This is a genomic window from Pseudomonas sp. NFPP02 (assembly GCF_900119355.1).
Lineage (GTDB): Bacteria > Pseudomonadota > Gammaproteobacteria > Pseudomonadales > Pseudomonadaceae > Aquipseudomonas > Aquipseudomonas paracarnis.
Window position 1 is genome coordinate 41,736 of record NZ_FPJI01000017.1, and the last position, 18,199, is coordinate 59,934.

Annotated in this window: 19 protein-coding genes; 8 read left to right on the forward strand and 11 right to left on the reverse strand. The window is 58.7% G+C overall.

All coding sequences use genetic code 11. The annotated features are described in order from the left end of the window. Positions 1-81 precede the first annotated feature (81 nt). Positions 82-1,332, forward strand: coding sequence for an MFS transporter (locus BT204_RS24195; RefSeq protein WP_072448496.1), 1,251 nt, complete (start codon positions 82-84; stop codon positions 1,330-1,332). A 212-nt stretch (positions 1,333-1,544) separates the two neighbouring features. On the opposite strand, the gene BT204_RS24200 is transcribed toward BT204_RS24195, so the two are convergent. Beyond that, positions 1,545-1,934, reverse strand: coding sequence for a tautomerase family protein (locus BT204_RS24200; RefSeq protein WP_034127089.1), 390 nt, complete (start codon positions 1,932-1,934; stop codon positions 1,545-1,547). Positions 1,935-2,298: 364 nt separating this feature from the next. Next, positions 2,299-3,573, reverse strand: a complete 1,275-nt coding sequence (locus BT204_RS24205; RefSeq protein ID WP_057978089.1) for a glycoside hydrolase family 68 protein — start codon at positions 3,571-3,573, stop codon at positions 2,299-2,301. A gap of 288 nt (positions 3,574-3,861) precedes the next feature. Here BT204_RS24205 and BT204_RS24210 point away from each other — a divergent pair, with 288 nt between their 5' ends. Together BT204_RS24210 and BT204_RS24215 are read left to right on the forward strand one after the other, a co-directional pair. Further along, positions 3,862-4,083, forward strand: a complete 222-nt coding sequence (locus BT204_RS24210; protein WP_003190416.1) for a PLDc N-terminal domain-containing protein — start codon at positions 3,862-3,864, stop codon at positions 4,081-4,083. A 14-nt stretch (positions 4,084-4,097) separates the two neighbouring features. Next, the gene (locus BT204_RS24215) at positions 4,098-4,613 is read left to right on the forward strand and encodes a hypothetical protein (RefSeq protein ID WP_072448497.1); all 516 of its coding nucleotides are present in this window, start codon (positions 4,098-4,100) and stop codon (positions 4,611-4,613) included. A 15-nt stretch (positions 4,614-4,628) separates the two neighbouring features. On the opposite strand, the gene BT204_RS24220 is transcribed toward BT204_RS24215, so the two are convergent. Then, positions 4,629-8,774: a CheR family methyltransferase gene (locus BT204_RS24220; protein WP_072448498.1), complete on the reverse strand. Its 4,146-nt coding sequence runs from the start codon at positions 8,772-8,774 to the stop codon at positions 4,629-4,631. A 308-nt stretch (positions 8,775-9,082) separates the two neighbouring features. Here BT204_RS24220 and BT204_RS24225 point away from each other — a divergent pair, with 308 nt between their 5' ends. Then, positions 9,083-9,940, forward strand: a complete 858-nt coding sequence (locus BT204_RS24225; protein ID WP_072448499.1) for an SDR family oxidoreductase — start codon at positions 9,083-9,085, stop codon at positions 9,938-9,940. 310 nt (positions 9,941-10,250) lie between these two features. Here the strand turns inward: BT204_RS24225 and BT204_RS24230 are convergent, their stop codons facing one another. The 5 genes from BT204_RS24230 to BT204_RS24250 all read right to left on the reverse strand — a co-directional run bounded on the left by BT204_RS24230 (position 10,251) and on the right by BT204_RS24250 (position 13,436). Continuing rightward, positions 10,251-10,490: a hypothetical protein gene (locus BT204_RS24230; RefSeq protein ID WP_019821471.1), complete on the reverse strand. Its 240-nt coding sequence runs from the start codon at positions 10,488-10,490 to the stop codon at positions 10,251-10,253. Further along, positions 10,487-10,744: a DUF6555 family protein gene (locus tag BT204_RS24235; protein WP_072448500.1), complete on the reverse strand. Its 258-nt coding sequence runs from the start codon at positions 10,742-10,744 to the stop codon at positions 10,487-10,489. Before BT204_RS24235 ends, BT204_RS24230 begins: the two co-directional genes overlap by 4 nt. A 102-nt stretch (positions 10,745-10,846) precedes the next feature. Beyond that, a complete protein-coding gene (locus tag BT204_RS24240; protein WP_020303208.1) occupies positions 10,847-11,128 on the reverse strand; it encodes a hypothetical protein in 282 nt (93 codons plus the stop codon). 173 nt (positions 11,129-11,301) lie between these two features. After that, positions 11,302-12,591, reverse strand: a complete 1,290-nt coding sequence (locus BT204_RS24245) for an SDR family oxidoreductase (RefSeq protein WP_072448555.1) — start codon at positions 12,589-12,591, stop codon at positions 11,302-11,304. A gap of 80 nt (positions 12,592-12,671) precedes the next feature. Continuing rightward, positions 12,672-13,436, reverse strand: a complete 765-nt coding sequence (locus tag BT204_RS24250) for an OBAP family protein (protein ID WP_072448501.1) — start codon at positions 13,434-13,436, stop codon at positions 12,672-12,674. Positions 13,437-13,628: 192 nt separating this feature from the next. Here BT204_RS24250 and BT204_RS24255 point away from each other — a divergent pair, with 192 nt between their 5' ends. Next, complete coding sequence (locus BT204_RS24255; protein WP_072448503.1) at positions 13,629-14,690, forward strand: M28 family peptidase; 1,062 nt, start codon at positions 13,629-13,631, stop codon at positions 14,688-14,690. Between the two features lie 34 nt (positions 14,691-14,724). Here the strand turns inward: BT204_RS24255 and BT204_RS24260 are convergent, their stop codons facing one another. Then, a complete protein-coding gene (locus BT204_RS24260) occupies positions 14,725-15,123 on the reverse strand; it encodes a low affinity iron permease family protein (RefSeq protein ID WP_014718020.1) in 399 nt (132 codons plus the stop codon). A gap of 122 nt (positions 15,124-15,245) precedes the next feature. Here BT204_RS24260 and BT204_RS24265 point away from each other — a divergent pair, with 122 nt between their 5' ends. Then, complete coding sequence (locus BT204_RS24265; protein WP_054895711.1) at positions 15,246-15,746, forward strand: CinA family protein; 501 nt, start codon at positions 15,246-15,248, stop codon at positions 15,744-15,746. Between the two features lie 19 nt (positions 15,747-15,765). Here the strand turns inward: BT204_RS24265 and BT204_RS24270 are convergent, their stop codons facing one another. Further along, the gene (locus BT204_RS24270) at positions 15,766-16,044 is read right to left on the reverse strand and encodes a hypothetical protein (RefSeq protein ID WP_020303212.1); all 279 of its coding nucleotides are present in this window, start codon (positions 16,042-16,044) and stop codon (positions 15,766-15,768) included. A gap of 5 nt (positions 16,045-16,049) precedes the next feature. After that, on the reverse strand, positions 16,050-16,304 hold the full coding sequence (locus BT204_RS24275) for a hypothetical protein (RefSeq protein WP_014718023.1): 255 nt from the start codon (positions 16,302-16,304) through the stop codon (positions 16,050-16,052). A gap of 192 nt (positions 16,305-16,496) precedes the next feature. Between BT204_RS24275 and BT204_RS24280 the strand changes: the two genes are divergently transcribed. Together BT204_RS24280 and BT204_RS24285 are read left to right on the forward strand one after the other, a co-directional pair. Then, on the forward strand, positions 16,497-17,711 hold the full coding sequence (locus tag BT204_RS24280) for an EAL domain-containing response regulator (protein ID WP_054895710.1): 1,215 nt from the start codon (positions 16,497-16,499) through the stop codon (positions 17,709-17,711). Positions 17,712-17,731: 20 nt separating this feature from the next. Next, positions 17,732-18,154, forward strand: coding sequence for a hypothetical protein (locus tag BT204_RS24285; RefSeq protein WP_032892354.1), 423 nt, complete (start codon positions 17,732-17,734; stop codon positions 18,152-18,154). The last annotated feature ends 45 nt before the right edge of the window (positions 18,155-18,199 follow it).

Below are 18,199 nucleotides of genomic sequence, written 5' to 3' on the forward strand. Positions count from 1 at the left end.
AAAGTAGAGGTTTTTGATCATAGATCATCCAGTTTCCGGCGCCTAGACTGCGGCTTGAAATGAAGACTGGAGATCCCTGCAATGACTGACTGTATATGTAATGCCGTATCCAACCGCCATCCCGGCGCCTTCTCGGAGGCGGAGCCTGCGGCCCCCGCGTGGATGGCGGTCTTCTCGCTGGCAATGGGGGTGTTCGGATTACTGACCGCTGAGTACCTTCCGGCCAGTTTGTTAACACTGATGGCGACTGATCTGGGAGTGTCCGAAGCACTGGCTGGCCAGGCGGTAACGGTGACAGCAGTGGTAGCGCTGTTCGCCGGTTTGTTGGCGCCAGGCCTGACCCGCGGTATCGACCGACGTTGGGTGTTGCTGGGGTTTTCAACGCTGATGGTTGCCTCCAATCTTCTGGTCGCCGTTTCCTCCAGCTTCGCGGTGCTGTTGTTGATGCGCATCTTGCTGGGGATTGCCCTAGGCGGGTTCTGGAGCATGGCTGCGGCGGTGGCGATGCGCCTGGTGCCGAGTGCTTTGTTGCCTCGGGCGCTTTCGATCATTTTCAGCGGGATTGCTATCGGGACGGTTGTTGCCGTGCCGCTGGGCAGCTATCTGGGTGGGCTATACGGCTGGCGCAGTGCGTTCTTTGCAGCGGCGGCGGTAGGCATGGTGACCCTGGCTTTTCAGTCATTGACTTTGCCGCGCCTCGCGCCGCGCCGGCCGACACGTCTGCGCACCGTTTTCGAAGTGTTGCAGCGCCCGGGCATCGCCATGGGGATGTTCGGTTGTGTGCTGGTGCATAGCGGTCACTTTGCGATGTTCACCTATGTTCGGCCATTCCTGGAAGGCACTACCGGCATCGGCCCGCAAGGGCTGTCGCTGATGTTGCTGGGGTTCGGTGTGGCGAACTTCTTCGGCACGCTGTTGGCTGGCAGGCTGCTGGAGCACCACCCGCTGGCCACTCTGGTGTTAATGCCTGCGCTGGTCGGGGTTGCAGCACTGGCGTTGGTGCTGTTGCCACCCTCGTTGCCGATGCAGGCAGTACTGCTGGCAATATGGGGCTTGGCCTTCGGCGGTGTGCCGGTAGCGTGGTCGAACTGGGTCGCCAGCGCGGTACCTGATCAGGCGGAAAGCGCCGGGGGCATGGTGGTGGCATCTGTGCAGTCCGCCATCGCCACGGGCGCCGCCGCTGGCGGAGCAGTGTTCAGCCTCGGTGGCAGCGCTGGCGTATTCATAGCGGCAGCGATGCTGATGCTGCTGGCTGCGTTGCTGATTGCGCTGCGTGTCCGGGTTCCTTCTGTCCATGGCGTTCGCGAGTCCACGCCCGCATTACACCTTTGATTCGGTTTTCCAAACCGCCTCGTTGCGCTTTGGGTGGATGTCACATTTGGCACCGATAATCCTGAGTCACGGTGGTTTCCAGGCGAAGCATAGGCGCCCCTGCGCGAGCGCATAGCAGAAAATATCCGCAAGGCGGTATCAAGGGCACCGCGGGATTGCCGTGTGGGATACTCCTTTGGGGCCCAACTCGGAGCCAGACTCCACTGAGTGCCTCAAAGCTCCCCGGTTAGAAATTGTGCCCGTCCATAACCAAAGCTCCAGTCCGCATCTGTATTGGTTACTATTGAAACCACCAGTTCGGAGGCGGCAATTCCACATTTCTCCCGCAGGCCTTTCGCTAGCAACTGATAGAACAAGACTTTGGATTCCTCAGTCCTAGGACGACTGATCACAGTGATCACCACTACATTGTCCGTTCGATCGATACCGAGCCCTGTATCTTTGACAATCAATCTACTTGGGCGATGTTCGTTGACGATTTGATACCGATCCCCTTCGGGTACTTGAAATGCCTCCACGACTGCGCAGTGGGCAGCGTCGAGCAAGGTTTTTACTTGGTCATCAGAACGCCCATCTATAAGGTCGATTTTGATCAATGGCATGTCTTGATTCTCACTAGTCAAAGGTGCGTGCATTGCAGGAAGGATTCACACGATAAAGCTTTGGACTGTTCATAAAAAGGCCATATATTAAAATTCATTGTTTTCTTTTTAGAACAATTCACTTTCAAAAACGTTGGAAATTGATCGACTTAAGCCTCATGAATCACCCGCTCATTCTCAGCGGCATCGACGTCTACGACTGGCTTTGAGGCGCTGGCCTTCAACGGGCACAGCGCGCACCCCACCTCACTGGCTACATCCTTGTAGCCAGTGAGGTGGGGTAAGTTGCATCAGACGGGATATCTCGATGCTATCCACTACGGGTTTGTCATCGAATTCAAACCCGTTGTCTTACAGCCTCCGTTTACTTGAGCGTGACGTCGAGCATCGGCGGGATGTAGCCGTAGTCATACTCGGCGACTACGAACGTTTGCTGCCCTTTGATCTTGATACCCACCGTCGGTGCCTCGGTGCCCCCGATACGGATCTGCGTGCCGGTGTCGTCAGTCGGTACGCTGTCGATAAAGGAGGTCACCAGGCCGTTGGGCATGACGCAGTGCGAGTAGGTCTGGAACGGTTGGGAGGACGGGTTGCCCAGTACCAGGCCAGAGCCGTTCAACGGCACATACGGGCCGAACAGCGAATCGGCGACGAAACCGTACACCCCGTCCGGGCCGGTTACACCGTCGGCGTAGGTGAAGGTGTGGCTGATGGTGAACAGGTAGTACTTGCCGTCCTGGAACACGAAGTGCGGGCGTTCGGTCTGGTCGTTGACGCCGACCGCGGTCAGCAGCGGTGGGAGCATTTCCCAGTCGTCGCCGTCTTCGTCGCGGGCCACGGCGATCCCGACGCAGGCGGTCTGGAAGCGCGAGTTGCCGACCTCTTCATAGCCGGGTGGCACGTCGCCGATTTCGGCTTTACCGACCTTGTGCGAACCGCGCTCGCCGGCCACGTTGCCTTCGAACAGCATGTACAGCTTGCCGTCTTTCGGGTCGCGGAATGGCCATGGATCGCGAAAGCCCCAGAAGGCGTTTTGCGCTTCGGTCTGGTACATCTTGCCGTCCGCCTCGAACAGCGGCTTGACCTTCTCGAAGCCCACCAGGCTGACGCCGTGCTCGGTGGTCACCACGCGGCCACGCACCTTGACGATGGTCGCGCCGGGCGTGACGGCGGTGTAGTACAGGTCCACTTCGCCTTGTTCGTTCAGCAGGATCGGTGTGCCAGCCCATTCGCGCACGGTGGGCGAAACCCCTTCAGCCATTACCCGGCCGCCGAGTTTCCAGTCTTTGCCGGTGCGGGAGAACCAGTAGTACATCTTTGCCCGGCCATGGCGATCGTTCCAGTCGCGGATGACGTCGTAGTTACCATTCTGATCGAGGTATTGCGGGTCGTTCGGATGGCGATCCGCAGTGAGGGTGAAGATCACCGACCAGCCGTCAACGGAGGTGATGTTGCCGTCGATATCACGCAGCGGCATGGTGTCCCAGATAAAAACCTCGTCACTCAATACCGGGAAGTTCGCACTGACCAGCGGCTGGGTGGTGGTGGGGTCGTCCGCATGGACTTTGAGCGCATCGGCGCGGGTCCACAGGCTGGGTTGATGGGGTGTTTTGCCAAATTTCGAAGGGGTGCTTTTCATAGTAAGCCTCGTCCATGAAGGGATTCAAAATACTGTATTCATATACAGTTATTTGAATTTAGAGGACTCGTCGCTATGGGTCAAGGTTAAAAATGCACTTGTGCATAATTCGTGCTTTTTCCAAAGCTGATACGTTTCAGCTCGTCTTGTTTAAAGCGGTTCGTTCCTGAATGGATCGGCGAAGTTGTCCGCATGATGGCGGCAAACCAAGCGCCAGGCAGAAAGCCCAAAAATAATGAACCCTGCCTGCGCCTGCGCACCCAAAGTTACATAACCTGGAGGTGCATCATGCAAACCACTTACTTCTGGATAGGCCTGGCAGTGATCCTCGTACTGCTCGACGCGTGGATCATCAACAGCATCTGGCGCAGCGATAACGCATCGGCCAGCAAGGCAGGCTGGAGTGCTGTCGTCGTGGTACTGCCGTTCCTGGGCGCCGCGATATGGGCGATTGCCGGCCCAAGGGGTGTCACCAAGGGGCCGTCTTCTCCCGAGCACAGCAAGGGCTGAGTCCGGGCCGCGCTATGAACAACCCAGACCCCGACGACTTACAGAGCCGCAACTACCCGGTACCGGAAGATATGGCCTTGCAGCGCAAGGTCTGGCGCTTTGAAAGGGTGGGTTGGTACGCGCTGCTGGTGCTGATGGGGCTGAGCCTGGCGGGCCTGTTTTCCAGCGGGCCGCTGAGCACCCGCGAAGTGCGCAGTGCCGATGGGCAGTTGCGCGTGGAGTACCAACGCTTTTTACGCAATGGCGCCTCCGATGGGCTGGTGATTCATGTGCAAGGCAAGGCGCAACAACCCCTGGAGGTCGAGCTGAGCGGTGAGCTGCTGCGCGGTTCCAATATCGAGACGCTCCAGCCGCAGCCGCTCAAGGCCAGGGCGGCCGGGGAGGGTGTAAGCGTCTGGATGCTGAGTGACAGCGCCGGCCAGGCCGTGTTGTACCTGACCTTGCGCAGCGACACGGTGGGCAGCGTGGATACCCAGGTGTCGCGACCAACAGGGGCGTCCGTGCGCTTCTCTCAGTTCATCTACCCTTGACCGTCAGCCCAAACCCTAACGGCGTGAGCGGCACAGTTTTTCGATCAAGGAGATCAACGAGTCATGGCCCACGGGTTTGCTGACATGCGCATTAAAGCCCGATTCAGTCGCCTTTTTCTGGTCATTGCCAGCGCCATAGCCCGTTAAGGCGATGGCGGGAGCCTGTCGAAGGTGGCTTACTTTGCGCAGCTTCTGCATCAGCTCATGGCCATTCATTTTAGGCATGCCGATGTCCGAAATAATCACGTCGTACTGGGCATCCCGGGCTGTTTCAAGTGCGCTTAACGGGTCGCTGAAGGCGCTCACTTGGGCGCCTTCCATTTCCAGCAGCATGTTCAGCACCTCAAGGACTTCGGCTGAATCATCGACCAGTAAAACCTTGAGGCCATTGAGGCGCTGATCTTCGTTCTGGGTAGCGCCGCTATCCAGCAGATGATCCTGCTGTTTGCACAGCGGCAACCAGATCGAAAAGGTGCAACCGAAGCCCAACCCTCGCGAATGCACGCTCACCGAACCGCCGTGGGCCTCCACCAGCTGCCGCACCAACGACAAGCCAATCCCCAGGCCTTCGCGCTGGTGAGTCTGGTGCTGGTTTTCCGCTTGCCCGAACAGGTCGAAGATTTCTTCCAGGCTTTCTTGGGCCAGGCCCGCGCCGCTGTCGATGACGTCCAGTTGCGCGCGCCCGTCCGAGCGGCTGACCACCAACTGCACCTGGCCGTCTTCGGGGGTGAATTTCAGGGCGTTGTTGACCAGGTTCCAGATCACTTGCTCGATGCGCGTGGGGTCTACGTCAACGATCAACGGGCCCGGCACCGAAGGTGTCTGAAGGCTGACCTGGCGACGATGACCGTCGGCAAGGACCACGCTGTGAATGTCCTTGAGGGTGCGAATCAGGTCGATCGGTTGCTTTTTCAGCTTCAGTTTGCCCGTGCGAACCCGGGCGACATCCAGCAGGTCGTCAATGATCCGCGCCTGGCTGGACACCGCTTCGCAGATGGTATTGACCGCCTTGATGGCCGGGCCCGCGACCTTGGTGGCGGGCAAGCGCCGCAACAGTTCTGCGTTCAGCTGGATCAGGTTCAACGGATGCTTGAGTTCGTGGGACATCACCGCGAAGAACTCGTCTTTGAGATGGCTGTTGGTCTGGGTTTCCTTCAAGCGCTGATTCTGTTCGTCCTGGGTGCGTTTGTGGCCGGTAAGGTCGCGGGCAATCTTGACGTAGCCGCGCAAGCTGTCGCTCTTGAGCTGCGTCACCTCGCCACTGCAATAGAAACGGCTGCCATCCTTGCGCACATGCCAGCGTTCATCTTCGCCACGCCCATGTTCGCGGGCGGTGCGCAGTTCGCTCTCCGGCACGCCAGCGGAGCGGTCTTCCGGGGAGAAAATCAGGTCGTAGTAAGCGCCCAGCACCTCGTCCTTGGTGTAGCCGAAGATCAGTTCGGCACCGGTGTTCCAGTCGGTGATGGCGCCGTGGTCATCGAGGATGATGATGGCAAAGTCGTGGGTGCTCTCGGCAACCAGACGCATGCGCTCCTCGCCCAGGCGCAGTTCCTCTTCGGCCTGACGCCGCTTGGTGATATCAATGAAGGTCAGCACGGTGCCATCAATGTGGTCTTCACTGGAGCGGTAAGGCAGCAACCGCGCAATGTACCAGCGGTCGTCGTTGCTGCTGATTTCCCGCTCGATCAAGCTCAGGGACTCAAACACGGTGGCGGCGTCTTCGGTCATTTGCGGGTAATTGAGGCGGTGGGTGATGTCCAGCAATGAGCGTCCGGTGTCCACCGGCAACATACTGAAAATATCCGTGGCCCGTGGCGTGAACCAACGGATGCGCATGTTGCGGTCGACAAAGACCGTGGCGATGTCGGTGGACGCGATCAGGTTGGTCAGGTAGTCGTTGACCTTGTCCGTCTCTTCCACCTTGGTCTTGAGCTCGAAATTGACGGTCAGCAATTCTTCGTTGATCGACTGCAACTCTTCCTTGCTGGTTTCCAACTCCTCGGTGGCCGAGCGCAGTTCTTCGTTGACGGCCTGCATTTCTTCGTTGGAGGCCTTGAGTTCCTCGCTGGAGACTTCCGCCTGTTCGATGGTGTCCTGCAGGTGCAACTTGGTGCGTTGCAGCTCGCGCTCCAGGTTGCTCATGATCGCGTTTTCGGCCTGGCTGACGGTGTCGATGTCGGGCAGCTGTGGGTCGACGGCGGTTTCCTGGAAGATCACCAGCACGTAGTCGTTTTCGGTCGCTTCATCGCGGTAGGGGCGGGCGCTGATGTCCACCAGGAAGGGGCCTTGCTCGCGTTGGATGCGGATCTTGCGCGAAGACACCGGGCTATTCGATTGCTGGACCTGAAACAAGGTGGTGCGGATATCGAGGCGTAAATCGGGATGCACCAACGTCAGCAGGTTGTGCGTCACCTCGCCGGCCACGTAGCGCAGGAATCGACCTGCGCCTTCGCTCATGTGCAGGATATCGGCCTGCATATTCACGATAACGCTGGGCGGCGCGGCTTTTTCCAGAGCGCGCAGATGGATGTCCGCGAACGAGACCTTGCTGGGCGCCTTGGTTTCAATCGCCAGCGTCGTGGCGCTCGGGCGCAGGTAGCCGCCTCGCGGCATGGTCGGGGCGCGACGCACGGCGGACGAGCCGGCACGCACCCTGAAAATGCGGTTGCGCTTGTCCACCGGTACAAACAGGTCCAGGCAGCCGTCGGCCGACTCCGAGGAGCCGAGGAACAGGTAGCCACCGGGACGCAACGCGAAGTGGAACATTTGCAGGATGTCGCGTTGCACTTCGCGATCCAGGTAGATCAACAGGTTGCGGCACACGATCAGGTCGATCTGCGAGAACGGTGGGTCGGCCAACAGGCTGTGTTTGGCGAACAGCACCTTTTCGCGAATTTCCTTGCGCACCCGGTAGTGCTGGTTCTTCTCCTTGGCAAAGTACTGGCGCAACCGTTGAGGCGGTACGTCGGTGATGATCGCTTCGGGGTACACGCCGTTGCGGCCATGGGTAATGGCCCGCTCATCAATATCAGTGGCAAACACCTGCATCTTTGCACCGCTGGCGTCCAGCGCCAGTTGCTCGGCCACCAGCATCGCCAGGCTGTAGGCCTCTTCGCCGGTGGAGCATCCTGCCGACCAGATACGCACTTCCTCACGGTGCGGCACGCTGTCTTCCAGTGACTTCACCAGGTTGGGGATTACGTCTCGCTCAAGCGCTTCGAAGGCCTCGCGGTCGCGAAAGAAGTTGGTCACGCCAATCAGCATGTCGCCCAGCAAAGCCTTGGTTTCGTCCGGGTTGGCCTGGAGGAAGTTGTAATAGGTGGCGAGGTCGGGTTGGGCCGTGACCTGCAAGCGCCGCTCGATACGACGTAACACCGTGGCGCGCTTGTAATGCTTGAAGTCATGCCCGGTACTGGCGCGCAACTGGATCAGAATATCCAGCAACAGCTGCTCGGCCACGGCGGCATCGCGTTCGGTACTGGGTGGGGTGGTCTTGATCTCAGGGTCGTTGGCGGTGGGCAGCACAATCGACTGGGCATTGCGCCACAGTTCCAGCAGCTTCTGCGGCATTTCCACCACAGGCAGCACCAGGTCGACCATCTGGGTTTCGATGGCCGCCAGCGGCATGCCATCGTACTCGGCGTCTTCCGGTGCTTGTACCAGGGTGATGCCGCCTTGCTCTTTGATGCGCGACAGCCCTACCGCGCCATCTGAGCCGGTACCAGACAGGATCAGACAAAACGCGCGTTCTTTATGGGTGTCTGCCAGGTCGCGAAAAAACAGGTCGATGGCAATGTGCGGTCCACCTTCGCGCACGGAAGGTGAGACCGCGAGGTAGCCATCATTCATCTTCAAGAGCTGTGCTGGCGAGATGACGTACACGTGATTCTTTTCGATGGGCGTGGCGTCATTGACCTGCGACACCGGCATGCGGGTCGTTTCCTGAATGATCTTGCCCGCCACACTTTGATGGTCGGGCGAAAGATGCAGGATCACCACAAAGGCCATGCCGCAGTCTCTGGGCATGTGCTCGAAGAACGCTTTCACGGCTTGCAGCCCGCCCGCCGACGCGCCAATACCCACCACCGGGAAATTCAAGTTGCTGGGGGTCAGATCTTTGCGTTGCGGAACGTTGGGGGACCGCGGGGGGGCAGACTTCATAAATACCAACCTTGGATAACGGCGCACAGGAGGACGGGTGTAGAGGGAAGAACTTGAGCAACGAGGGCGAGGGCTGAACCGACAGTGAAATATAGCTGAAAACCTGCCGCCAACAAAAAATGCGTTTAGGCCACCCGGTCATTCGACCGACCACTTACACCCGGTTGAGGCGCGCAGCCTGCGGAAGGTTTAATCAAACTGACGAGTGGCCATCGTGGTAGCACGGTTATCCGATTTTCTGAAAATCCGTCTGAACTTCGCTTCCTGGCGAACCCTCGCAAAGAGAAACCCACCCAGGAGACGTTCTGATGAACAGCTATCCAAAACCACCCTTCAACGCCCAGCAACAGCCCGTACCCGGTGAGCAGCGCAAGATGGACCCGATCCCCGATTGCGGTGAGCAGTCATACCAAGGCTCGGGCCGGCTCGCCAATAAAATCGCCTTGGTCACCGGGGCCGACAGCGGCATCGGACGGGCCGTGGCCATTGCCTTCGCACGTGAAGGCGCGGACGTGGCGGTGTCGTATCTGGATGAACATGAAGACGCCAAGGAGACCGCACGCTGGGTCGAGGCGGCGGGTCGTCAATGCCTGTTACTGCCCGGCGACCTGGGCGATGCGGCGCAGTGCACGGCCATCGTCAACGACACCGTGGAGAAGTTCGGCCGCATCGATGTGCTGGTCAACAACGCAGCGTTCCAGATGACCTATCAATCGCTGGAAGACATCCCCGACGAGGACTGGGTGAAAACCTTCAACGTCAACATCACCGCGATGTTTCGCATCTGCAAGGCCGCGCTGCCGCATATGGCCGAGGGCAGTTCGATCATCAACACCAGCTCGGTCAACTCCGATATGCCCAACCCCAGCCTGTTGCCCTATGCGGCCACCAAAGGCGCGATTGCCAACTTCACCGCCGGCCTGGCGCAGATGCTCGGCGAGCGCGGGATTCGCGTCAACAGCGTGGCCCCCGGGCCTATCTGGACGCCGTTGATCGTCTCGACGATGACGCCGGACATGGTGAAAAACTTTGGCGGCAACACCCCATTGGGACGCCCAGGCCAGCCAGTGGAAGTGGCGCCGATCTACGTGCTGCTGGCGTCGGATGAAGGCAGCTACATCTCCGGCGAACGCTACGGCGTGACGGGTGGCAAGCCGATACTTTGATCAGTGATTGAGGAGGGCGGTATGAGCGAAGCCTCGAAGCACCACGAACCGAATCCTTCTGAGCGCAAGGTGCGCCCGGCGGCGGCTAAGCGAAACGATAAGTCGCAGGCACCGGCAGGCGGGCAACAGGCACATAGGCAAGGCGGTGTCGCTCCTGGAGGGCCTTCAACAGACCCTGAGTCAGGGGCGTGAACGCGAGGGGATATACACTCGGCCTGACATCCTGATTGGTTGTCAGGCCGCTATCGCAGGCAAGCCAGCTCCCACATTTGGATCGCGGGGGTGTCAGGTCGATGCATGCTGGCTGACGTTATTTTCGCTTGGACCGATGAATTCGCATCCACTCTCGATAGGCCACTGTACGCTGCGCATCCGCACGTTTCTTCGCCTCGGTAAAGCGCGCCCACGTCTGCGCATCGCCGCTGTAGGACTCAATGATCTCGTACGCCAACGCGTCCAATCGATCCGCTTCGAAGAACATCTCGGCGTTTCGCGTGACCTCGTCGTCCCGCCTGTTTGTAGTTGTGTAACCAAGAGTCTGACTGTTCATCCTCTGACGCCCTCCGCCCATTGAATCTGTGCCGCGCCACTCCAGCGCACCTGGGTAATGCCGTATTTCTCCGCCATCGGCTTGGACACACGCTTGAACGTGTGTTGCCCAAATTTGGGGATGACCGCCACACCAGCGTCACAACTGGCCCAATGCCAAGCCTCGGCATTGTCCATGCGCGGTGCGCGCACGATGAAGGACTTGGGCTCGCCGTGCAGCTGGTACTCGATAGTGAATAGGTCGTTGTGTTTCATGAGGCCTCCTTGATACTCATGAAGTACAGATATTTGACGTCAAAAATAATTCAAATAAGTTGTCCGACAATTCGATGACTGGGCGCAGGGCATGGATGAGGCCTAATCATCTACCGTAAAGGTGACCCATCCAGGCCCATCGGCCGGGCGTTGCAGCTCGGCGATGACCCCGCTGACAGAGGAGCCGTCGGGCAAATTGACGGTGATAAAGTTGGGATTGCCGGGCCAATCCATTGGCGTGTCAAAGTCCAAGCGCGCGATGGTCGGTTTACCGCTACTGGTCATTTGGATGTTTTTTGATTCGTTAAGGCGTTCATCTGAGGGTGTTCCAAGATGGCGCGAGGCAGTGATGACACTGGCAATACCTTGGTAGTCGTAAGACATGCTGGGTTACCTCATGTAAAGGGAACAACGAAGATCAAATGTGGGAGCGGGCTTGCTCGCGAAGACGTCCGTCCATTAAACATTGACGTGACTGATCCACCGCCTTCGCGAGCAAGCCCGCTCCCACAGAGGAGTTGTGCTTGACTGGCTGGTATTCGGGATTTGCCCCGTTTTCATTTGTGACGAGCCGAATATTTGCGCGCAACGACAACGCCGCCCACTAGCAGCGCTGCGCCTATTGCAACCATCCCATAGGGCGTACGGCGGGTTTGCCGCCAGCCGCCTTCGACACGACGTTCGCCGCTTGCCGGGGTGTAGAGGTTGCCCGTAGAGGTCACGGCGCGCTGGCTGCGCTCCAGGCCGAGGCGGGTAAGCCAGCCGGATAGCCGCGAAAAGCCAGGCAGCAAAAAATGCGCGACGCGGGCCACGGTGGCAGCGCTGCCTACCGTGGTGCTGTCCCTCGGTTGCAGCGCACAGGCCACCATCGCTTGCGCGACTTTATGTGGGTCGTAGACCGGTGGCGGTGGCGTCAACTCGTGGCCGGTAAAATTGCCGCCATCGCGAAAGCCCGGTGTGTCCATCACGGCGGGATAGATGTCGCACACATGAATATCCGGGTAGTCAGTCAGCTCGCCGCGCAGTGCCTCAGTCAGGCCGCGCAGGCCGTATTTACTGGCGGAGTAGGCGACGGCATAGGGCTGGGCTACCCAACTGCCCAGCGACAAGGTGTTGATCAGAGTGCCGCGGTGCTGGGCTTTGAAATAGGGCCACACCACGTGGGCGCCGCGCAGGTACCCGAGCAGGTCGGTTTGCAGCACCTGTTCGTGGGCTTCCAGGGGCGTGTCCTCGAAACTGCCGACGGCGCCTACTCCGGCGTTGTTGATCCAGATATCGATGCGGCCATTGCCGAAGGCAGCCGCTTGTTCGGCAAGGGCGCGCATCTGGTCGCCCTGGGTTACATCGGTTTTAACGGCGATGGCCTCGGCGCCACGCGCAGCGCATTCCTCGACCACCTCTTCCAAGGCTTTTTCATCTCGGGCCGCCAATACCAAGCGGGTACTTTGCTCGGCAAAGGCGTGAGCAGCCGCGCGACCAATGCCACTGGAGGCGCCGGTGATCACCACGGTCTTGCCGTGCAGTTTCCCCTTGGCCTGCATGACGCCAGGCGAATCCTCGGGCACGTGGACGGGCACCGGGTGCAGTTGCAGGCGGGTACCGTCAGTCAGTATCAGGGTCAGGTTTTCGACGGTGCCAGCGACGCGGTCGGGAAACACCGGTTCGCCTGTGGCGTCGAGCTCATCATAGATAAAAGTCTGGCCTTCAAGCCATCCGACGGCCGTCATCAATTCAGGGCCTAGGTAGTACTTTCCGTCCAGGAAAAACCCGCTGAAGTTCGGTGTGCGCTCCAGGTTTTCCACGGCGTATCGCTCGCCAGGCCTCATTCCGGTTGCGGTATCAATCATCATGACATCCTCCTTTGGCTGGTCTTGGGTAGAGAAAGGCCCGCAAATGATCGTTCAATCCAAATGACTGAATGGCGGTGTCAATGTTGATGGGCCTTCAGGGTCGGGTCGGCGATCTGGATAACCGTGCCCTGGCGCCACGCGTCCGCCCCAGGGGCGATGGGCGGCGCGGGGATATCGGTACGCGTCTTTTTCTTGTCGGCACTGTCGATGCCCAGGCGTTTATCTCGCTCGGCGACCATGCGCGGGTCAGCCTGGCCGTCGGCGGTAAAGCCCATCATCAGCTGAGGCACGCCTAACGGGAGGCGTTTATCCAGATCGGTATGCCAGGTGTGCCAGGTCTTGCCGTAGGTGTGCACCAGCTTCTCCATCAGCGCATGTTCCGCCACCTCAGGAATTCCCGGCGCGACCAGTTGCCCTGACTTCACTTCATGCACATGGCTGTGCCACAGCGCCTTTTCAGGCGCGGGCAACGTGTTGAACTGCGCCTCGCTGATGATGTACTCCACGCCCATCAACTTCGCATCCTTGCGGTTGCCGTCGTAGATCACGCACTGGATGACCTCTTCATTGAGGATTGCGCAGTAGTGATGGGCTTCCATTTGTACATCGGGATGGCCGTTGTAGAAGTGAAAGCCGTCCAGGTAGGCGTTCAGTGCGTCAATCGGCGGGCGTGATTGAAGCAGGGCGGCGCCGGCTTCCAGTGTTCGGGTCGAGGGTGTTGTGGGTTTTCCGGGGGCCTCGACATTCGAGGGTGAGTTGTTGCCAGCGCAGGCGCTGAGCAGGGCCAGCGTCACTGCTGCGGCCAGGGATTGGGTCACTTGATGGATGGGGTTGTCAGTCATGGTCGGCTGCCTCCTGTTGCCGGTGTGTTCATGCGCGATGATCAAAGCCAGGTTTGATCCTGTTCTCGTTGGAAAGACGCGCGTACGGGGCGTTCAAAATGCTTTGAGTTGAACACTCACTCATTCATCAGGTCGTTTTTTATAGAGGCGCTGACAGCGCAATTGCTTACCTGCCAGTGAGGTGTTCATCCCATGCACAAGACTGAAAATCCAGCGTCGACGCTGCTTACCCAATTGCTCCAGGCACGCGGGCCGGGCGGTCAGGAGGACGAGGTGCGCGCCATATGCCTGGAAAGCCTGACGCCGTTGTGCGATGAGGCCTGGGTCGATCCGGCAGGTAATGTGGTGGGTTTGATCAAGGGCAAACCCAGCGATGCCGAGCCTGCCGGTGCGGTTAAAGTCATGGCGCATATGGATGAAATCGCCATGGTGGTTAAACGCGTCGAGGCGGATGGCACGTTGCGGGTGACGGCGTTGGGTGGGGCCAACCCGGTCAACTTTGGTGTGTGCCCGGTGGATATCCTGGGGGACGCACGCATCCTTCCTGGCGTGCTGTCCTTTGGCTCGATGCACGCGACCAGTAATACGGCACAAGGGGCTGATGTGCTCTCGGGCGATGTGCACTGGAACGACGTTCATGTGATCACGCGATGCACTGCCCAGGCATTACGCGAGCACGGCATTCGGCCAGGAAGCCGTGTGGTGCTGAGCCGGCATTGGCGTGAGCCCTTCCAAGTGGGCGATGCCATTGCCGCGCATTTTCTGGATGACCGCGCCCCGATTGCTGCCGTTCTGCATACAGCCCAGCTGCTGGCTTCGCGCCGGGAGGCGTTGGCCAGGGATGTCTATCTGGTATTCACCACCCTCGAAGAGGAGTGCAATGCCGGGGCAATGTATGCCGCGTCGACGCTACCCGGCGACACCACCATCGCGGTGGAGGTGGGGCCGGTCATGCAGGAATACGGCACGCGCCTGGCCGTCGACCCGATCATCAATACCGGGGACCAGAAAGGCTATTACACCCGGGCGGTGGTCAACGACCTGGCGGCTGCCGCAGAGCGCTGCGGCTACAGCCCCCAATATGCGCTGTTGGTGGATTTCGCTTCGGATGCCAGTGCGGTCATGAGTAACGGGACCTGTGCCCGCGCCGGCTGCCTGGCCATTCCAACGGAAAATACCCATGGTTATGAATTGATTGTGGATGGGGCGGTGCAGGCCTGTGCCGCGACATTGGCCGAGTACCTTGCAACCTGATAGACGGGGCAAGGTACGCTGACCGGCGTGGGGCTCAGATTGGGCCGCTTGGAGAATCTGTCTCCTGCCTGATTTCATCGGCCGCATTGGGTTGCCCCAGCTTGCTGTATTGCTCGCGCAATTTTTGCAACTCACGCGACCCAAGCTTATCCAGGCTCAACGCCGCATTGTGAGCTTCTTTGGTGGCACGAATCAGCTCGTCCAGTTTCAGATGAAGAATATCGTTGTCACGGTTCTGGGTATTCTGGATCAGGAACACCATCAGGAAGGTGATGATGGTGGTGGAGGTATTGATGATTAACTGCCAGGTGTCGTTGTAATGAAAGTAAGGCCCGGTGAGCGCCCAAACAGCAATCAAGCTGACGGCTGTCAGAAAGGTTTTTGAGCTGCCCGCCTGGTTGGAGAGTTTTTGGCAGAATTTCGCGAACTTCATGGTGCTATCTCCTGGGGGATGTTCCTCTGTAGACCCCAGCAGAATTTCGAAATTCTTTTTTACAAATCGTTTTTTTTGACAAAAATCAATGAGCAAATCCCTCTTGCACAGGAGCACTCAGCATGTCGGTCGCTGCTTCTATCGTTGAATACCTCAAGCACCATCAGTTGGTCATCACGACGGCGGAGTCGTGTACCGCAGGCAAGATCATCACCTTGCTTTCGCAGGTCGACGGCAGCGGTTCGTGGATCGAAAGCGGGTACGTGGTGTATTCGCCAGAAGCGAAACAGCGGCTGTTGAACGTGCGTCGCTATACCATCGATACCTTCAATCTCACCAGCTGTGAGGTCGCCCAGGAAATGGCCCAAGGCGCGCTGCGCGACAGCCCCGCTGATGTGGCGGTCGCCACCACTGGCCTGCTGGGGCCGGATGGAATTGATGGCATTCCCCCAGGCACTGTCTGTTTTGCCTGGGCCTATCGAAACGGCGGGGCACTGAGTGTGTTCAGTCGCAAGGAACGCTTTATGGGTTCTCGTGAGCAGGTGCAGTTGGCCGCGTCTCTTCATGCATTGAAATGGCTGCCGCATTTTCACCAACGGGCGATGGTCGGTGAACGCGCCTAATGCTGCCAAGTGTGCGCGTTTACGGCTGCGGTTCGATGTCCATCAGCAAGTCGCCGTTGGTCAAGGATTCAGCCTCCTGCACCACGCCACGATAGGCCTGACCATTCCATTCAAAGCTAATCCAGTGGGCCTTCGGCAATAGCTTTGGCCATGGCGGTGCAAGCCGCAACTGCACGCCGGGCGCAGTGCGCACAAGTTGCCCCATGCATTCGCTGGCGAGCGTGTTCACACCGAACAGCGTGTCATGCAGGTATTGAATGTTGACCGGTTGCAGCGTTGCGTCAGTAGCGTCTGGCATATCTGTTACCCCACCGATGACAGCCAGAAAGACTGTCTGGCGATGACCATTTCTTCACGTATTTCCCGCACAAGCCGGTTGATCCCCGAAACACCGTGGTAGTGGGCGCGGTTGATGTTGGCGATGGTGAATTGGTCCATACCGTGCGCCGTTACAGTGACTGAAAGGCTGCCGTCCGCGTTGAGTGCGCACTTGACCGCGCACTTGGGAAGGCGAGCGGACAGGGCCGTTTCGATTTCGGCTTTCGTTAGCGTATCCATGAGTTCACCGCATAAAGGACTCAGCGCGTTAAGGCTAGCTCAGAATCAGTTGGCGTAAATACTGGCAAGGTAATGGCTGCTGGGGCAGATGTTCTACCTTACATATTTCTGGCCCTTTCTAGGAGCGTTCCTAAATACGCCGGCTGAAGGTCTGCCGATAATTCGCACATCCCCACTTATGTGTGCTCTGCCATGTCCTTCCTACCTATTCGTGTTCTGGTCATCGAAGAACACCCGTTCAAGCGGCTTGTTGCCACCCAGGTGTTCCGGGAGGTCGGGTGTGAAGAGGTGGCCGCCGTTGCCGATGTCGTGGCGGCCGTTGAGTTGCTCGAGCGTACCGGGCCTGTCGATATCGCCTTGTGCAACTTGAAGGACGAGGGCGCACACGGCTTGAGGGCCATCGAAGTGCTCGGCCGTGGCCACTTGGCTAAAGCGCTCATTATGTTCAGCGCCCATGGCACGGACCTGCACGATGCAATTGATCGCATGGCAGGCCTGTTGGGCATCAGTGTATTGGGTTATGTGGACTTCCCGGTGCCAGCAAGCGCCATTGCGCCTATGCTCAGCCGCTACTTGGAGAGGATTGGCGCGCCGACAAAGCAGGCGCGCCGAAGCAGCCGGTCTGGGTTCTTGAGCAAGGCCTGCGTGGCTGGGGGTTTTTCAAGGCATGAGTTCAAGGCGTTCTTCCAGCCCAAGTTCAATTTGAGCACGGGGCACGTGCGCGGTTTTGAAGTGCTGGCGCGTTGGCAACATCCACAGTACGGCCTGTTGTATCCGGCAGATTTTTTGCCGCTGCTCGCTCAAGTTGGCGCATTGGATGAACTGTTCTTCGCGCTGTTGCAACAAGGCCTTGAGTTCTTGCAGCAGTCGGCAGAGCAGCAGCAGGTCTTATCGCTGGCATTCAACCTGGAGTCCGACCAGCTCGGTCGTGGCTCATTATTGCCGCGTCTTTGCGATTCACTCCAATCCCACGCCATTGCTGCGTGTCGTCTGACGTTTGAAATCACTGAATGCGGCCTGCTGGAAGTTTCTCCCGCCGTGCTCGACACCCTGATACGACTGCGCATGATGGGTGCCGGCCTGTCGATTGATGACTTCGGCACCGGCTATTCCTCGCTGGAGCGCCTGTGCCAGTTGCCGTTTACCGAAATCAAACTGGACGCCGCATTTACCCGCGATCTTCAAAGCAGTGCGCGCAACCGTGCCGTGGTCAGTAGCACATTGGCACTGGGCGAGGCACTGGGCATGCGAGTGGTGGTGGAGGGCGTCGAGAACGAAAACCAGCGCCAGGGATTACTGAAGCTGGGATGCAACGAGGCCCAGGGCTATCTCTGTGCTCGTCCCATGAACGCTGCGCGCGCGTTGGCCTGGCTGGCGACCCAGTTGAACTCGCGCAGCAATATTTGATGTCAATCAGGAGGGCTTTTATGTCCAATCCACGTTTGCGGATCGCGTTGGTAGATAGCGATGCCACCCGGCGAATGAGTATTGAAAAAGACCTTGGCCATTTGGGATACCACCGCGTTGTGCCTGTCGATTCCCTCAAGGTGTTGATTACGTTATTGGATAACGCAAGGGATGTATTTGATCTGTTGGTGATCAATGAAGAAACCGTGCACGCGGCGGGCGCACAGTTTAAGCAAATGCTTGAGGAGTACGCGTGTGTCAGACACTCATTGATTTATCAGGGCGTGACCCTGCAAGCGTTTCCCGATAATCCAGTCACGGCGCAACGCTGCGGCTTTATTGCCTCCGGTGTTCCGGACCGATCGATTCTGGCGCGCGTCATGGATCGGGTGGATGTGCAAATAAAACAGCGCTCGGGCAGACCGTTGCTGGAATCCAATTAATCCTGATGTGAGCTATTGCACGCTTTTCGCGGGACCCGCCACCGC

What these genes read in the sequence shown, in the direction of transcription:
- BT204_RS24195 (WP_072448496.1), top strand. Translation starts at nt 82, where the DNA reads ATGACTGACTGTATATGTAATGCCGTATCCAACCGCCATCCCGGCGCC.
- BT204_RS24200 (WP_034127089.1), bottom strand. Translation starts at nt 1,934, where the DNA reads ATGCCATTGATCAAAATCGACCTTATAGATGGGCGTTCTGATGACCAA.
- BT204_RS24205 (WP_057978089.1), bottom strand. Translation starts at nt 3,573, where the DNA reads ATGAAAAGCACCCCTTCGAAATTTGGCAAAACACCCCATCAACCCAGC.
- BT204_RS24210 (WP_003190416.1), top strand. Translation starts at nt 3,862, where the DNA reads ATGCAAACCACTTACTTCTGGATAGGCCTGGCAGTGATCCTCGTACTG.
- BT204_RS24215 (WP_072448497.1), top strand. Translation starts at nt 4,098, where the DNA reads ATGAACAACCCAGACCCCGACGACTTACAGAGCCGCAACTACCCGGTA.
- BT204_RS24220 (WP_072448498.1), bottom strand. Translation starts at nt 8,774, where the DNA reads ATGAAGTCTGCCCCCCCGCGGTCCCCCAACGTTCCGCAACGCAAAGAT.
- BT204_RS24225 (WP_072448499.1), top strand. Translation starts at nt 9,083, where the DNA reads ATGAACAGCTATCCAAAACCACCCTTCAACGCCCAGCAACAGCCCGTA.
- BT204_RS24230 (WP_019821471.1), bottom strand. Translation starts at nt 10,490, where the DNA reads ATGAACAGTCAGACTCTTGGTTACACAACTACAAACAGGCGGGACGAC.
- BT204_RS24235 (WP_072448500.1), bottom strand. Translation starts at nt 10,744, where the DNA reads ATGAAACACAACGACCTATTCACTATCGAGTACCAGCTGCACGGCGAG.
- BT204_RS24240 (WP_020303208.1), bottom strand. Translation starts at nt 11,128, where the DNA reads ATGTCTTACGACTACCAAGGTATTGCCAGTGTCATCACTGCCTCGCGC.
- BT204_RS24245 (WP_072448555.1), bottom strand. Translation starts at nt 12,591, where the DNA reads ATGATTGATACCGCAACCGGAATGAGGCCTGGCGAGCGATACGCCGTG.
- BT204_RS24250 (WP_072448501.1), bottom strand. Translation starts at nt 13,436, where the DNA reads ATGACTGACAACCCCATCCATCAAGTGACCCAATCCCTGGCCGCAGCA.
- BT204_RS24255 (WP_072448503.1), top strand. Translation starts at nt 13,629, where the DNA reads ATGCACAAGACTGAAAATCCAGCGTCGACGCTGCTTACCCAATTGCTC.
- BT204_RS24260 (WP_014718020.1), bottom strand. Translation starts at nt 15,123, where the DNA reads ATGAAGTTCGCGAAATTCTGCCAAAAACTCTCCAACCAGGCGGGCAGC.
- BT204_RS24265 (WP_054895711.1), top strand. Translation starts at nt 15,246, where the DNA reads ATGTCGGTCGCTGCTTCTATCGTTGAATACCTCAAGCACCATCAGTTG.
- BT204_RS24270 (WP_020303212.1), bottom strand. Translation starts at nt 16,044, where the DNA reads ATGCCAGACGCTACTGACGCAACGCTGCAACCGGTCAACATTCAATAC.
- BT204_RS24275 (WP_014718023.1), bottom strand. Translation starts at nt 16,304, where the DNA reads ATGGATACGCTAACGAAAGCCGAAATCGAAACGGCCCTGTCCGCTCGC.
- BT204_RS24280 (WP_054895710.1), top strand. Translation starts at nt 16,497, where the DNA reads ATGTCCTTCCTACCTATTCGTGTTCTGGTCATCGAAGAACACCCGTTC.
- BT204_RS24285 (WP_032892354.1), top strand. Translation starts at nt 17,732, where the DNA reads ATGTCCAATCCACGTTTGCGGATCGCGTTGGTAGATAGCGATGCCACC.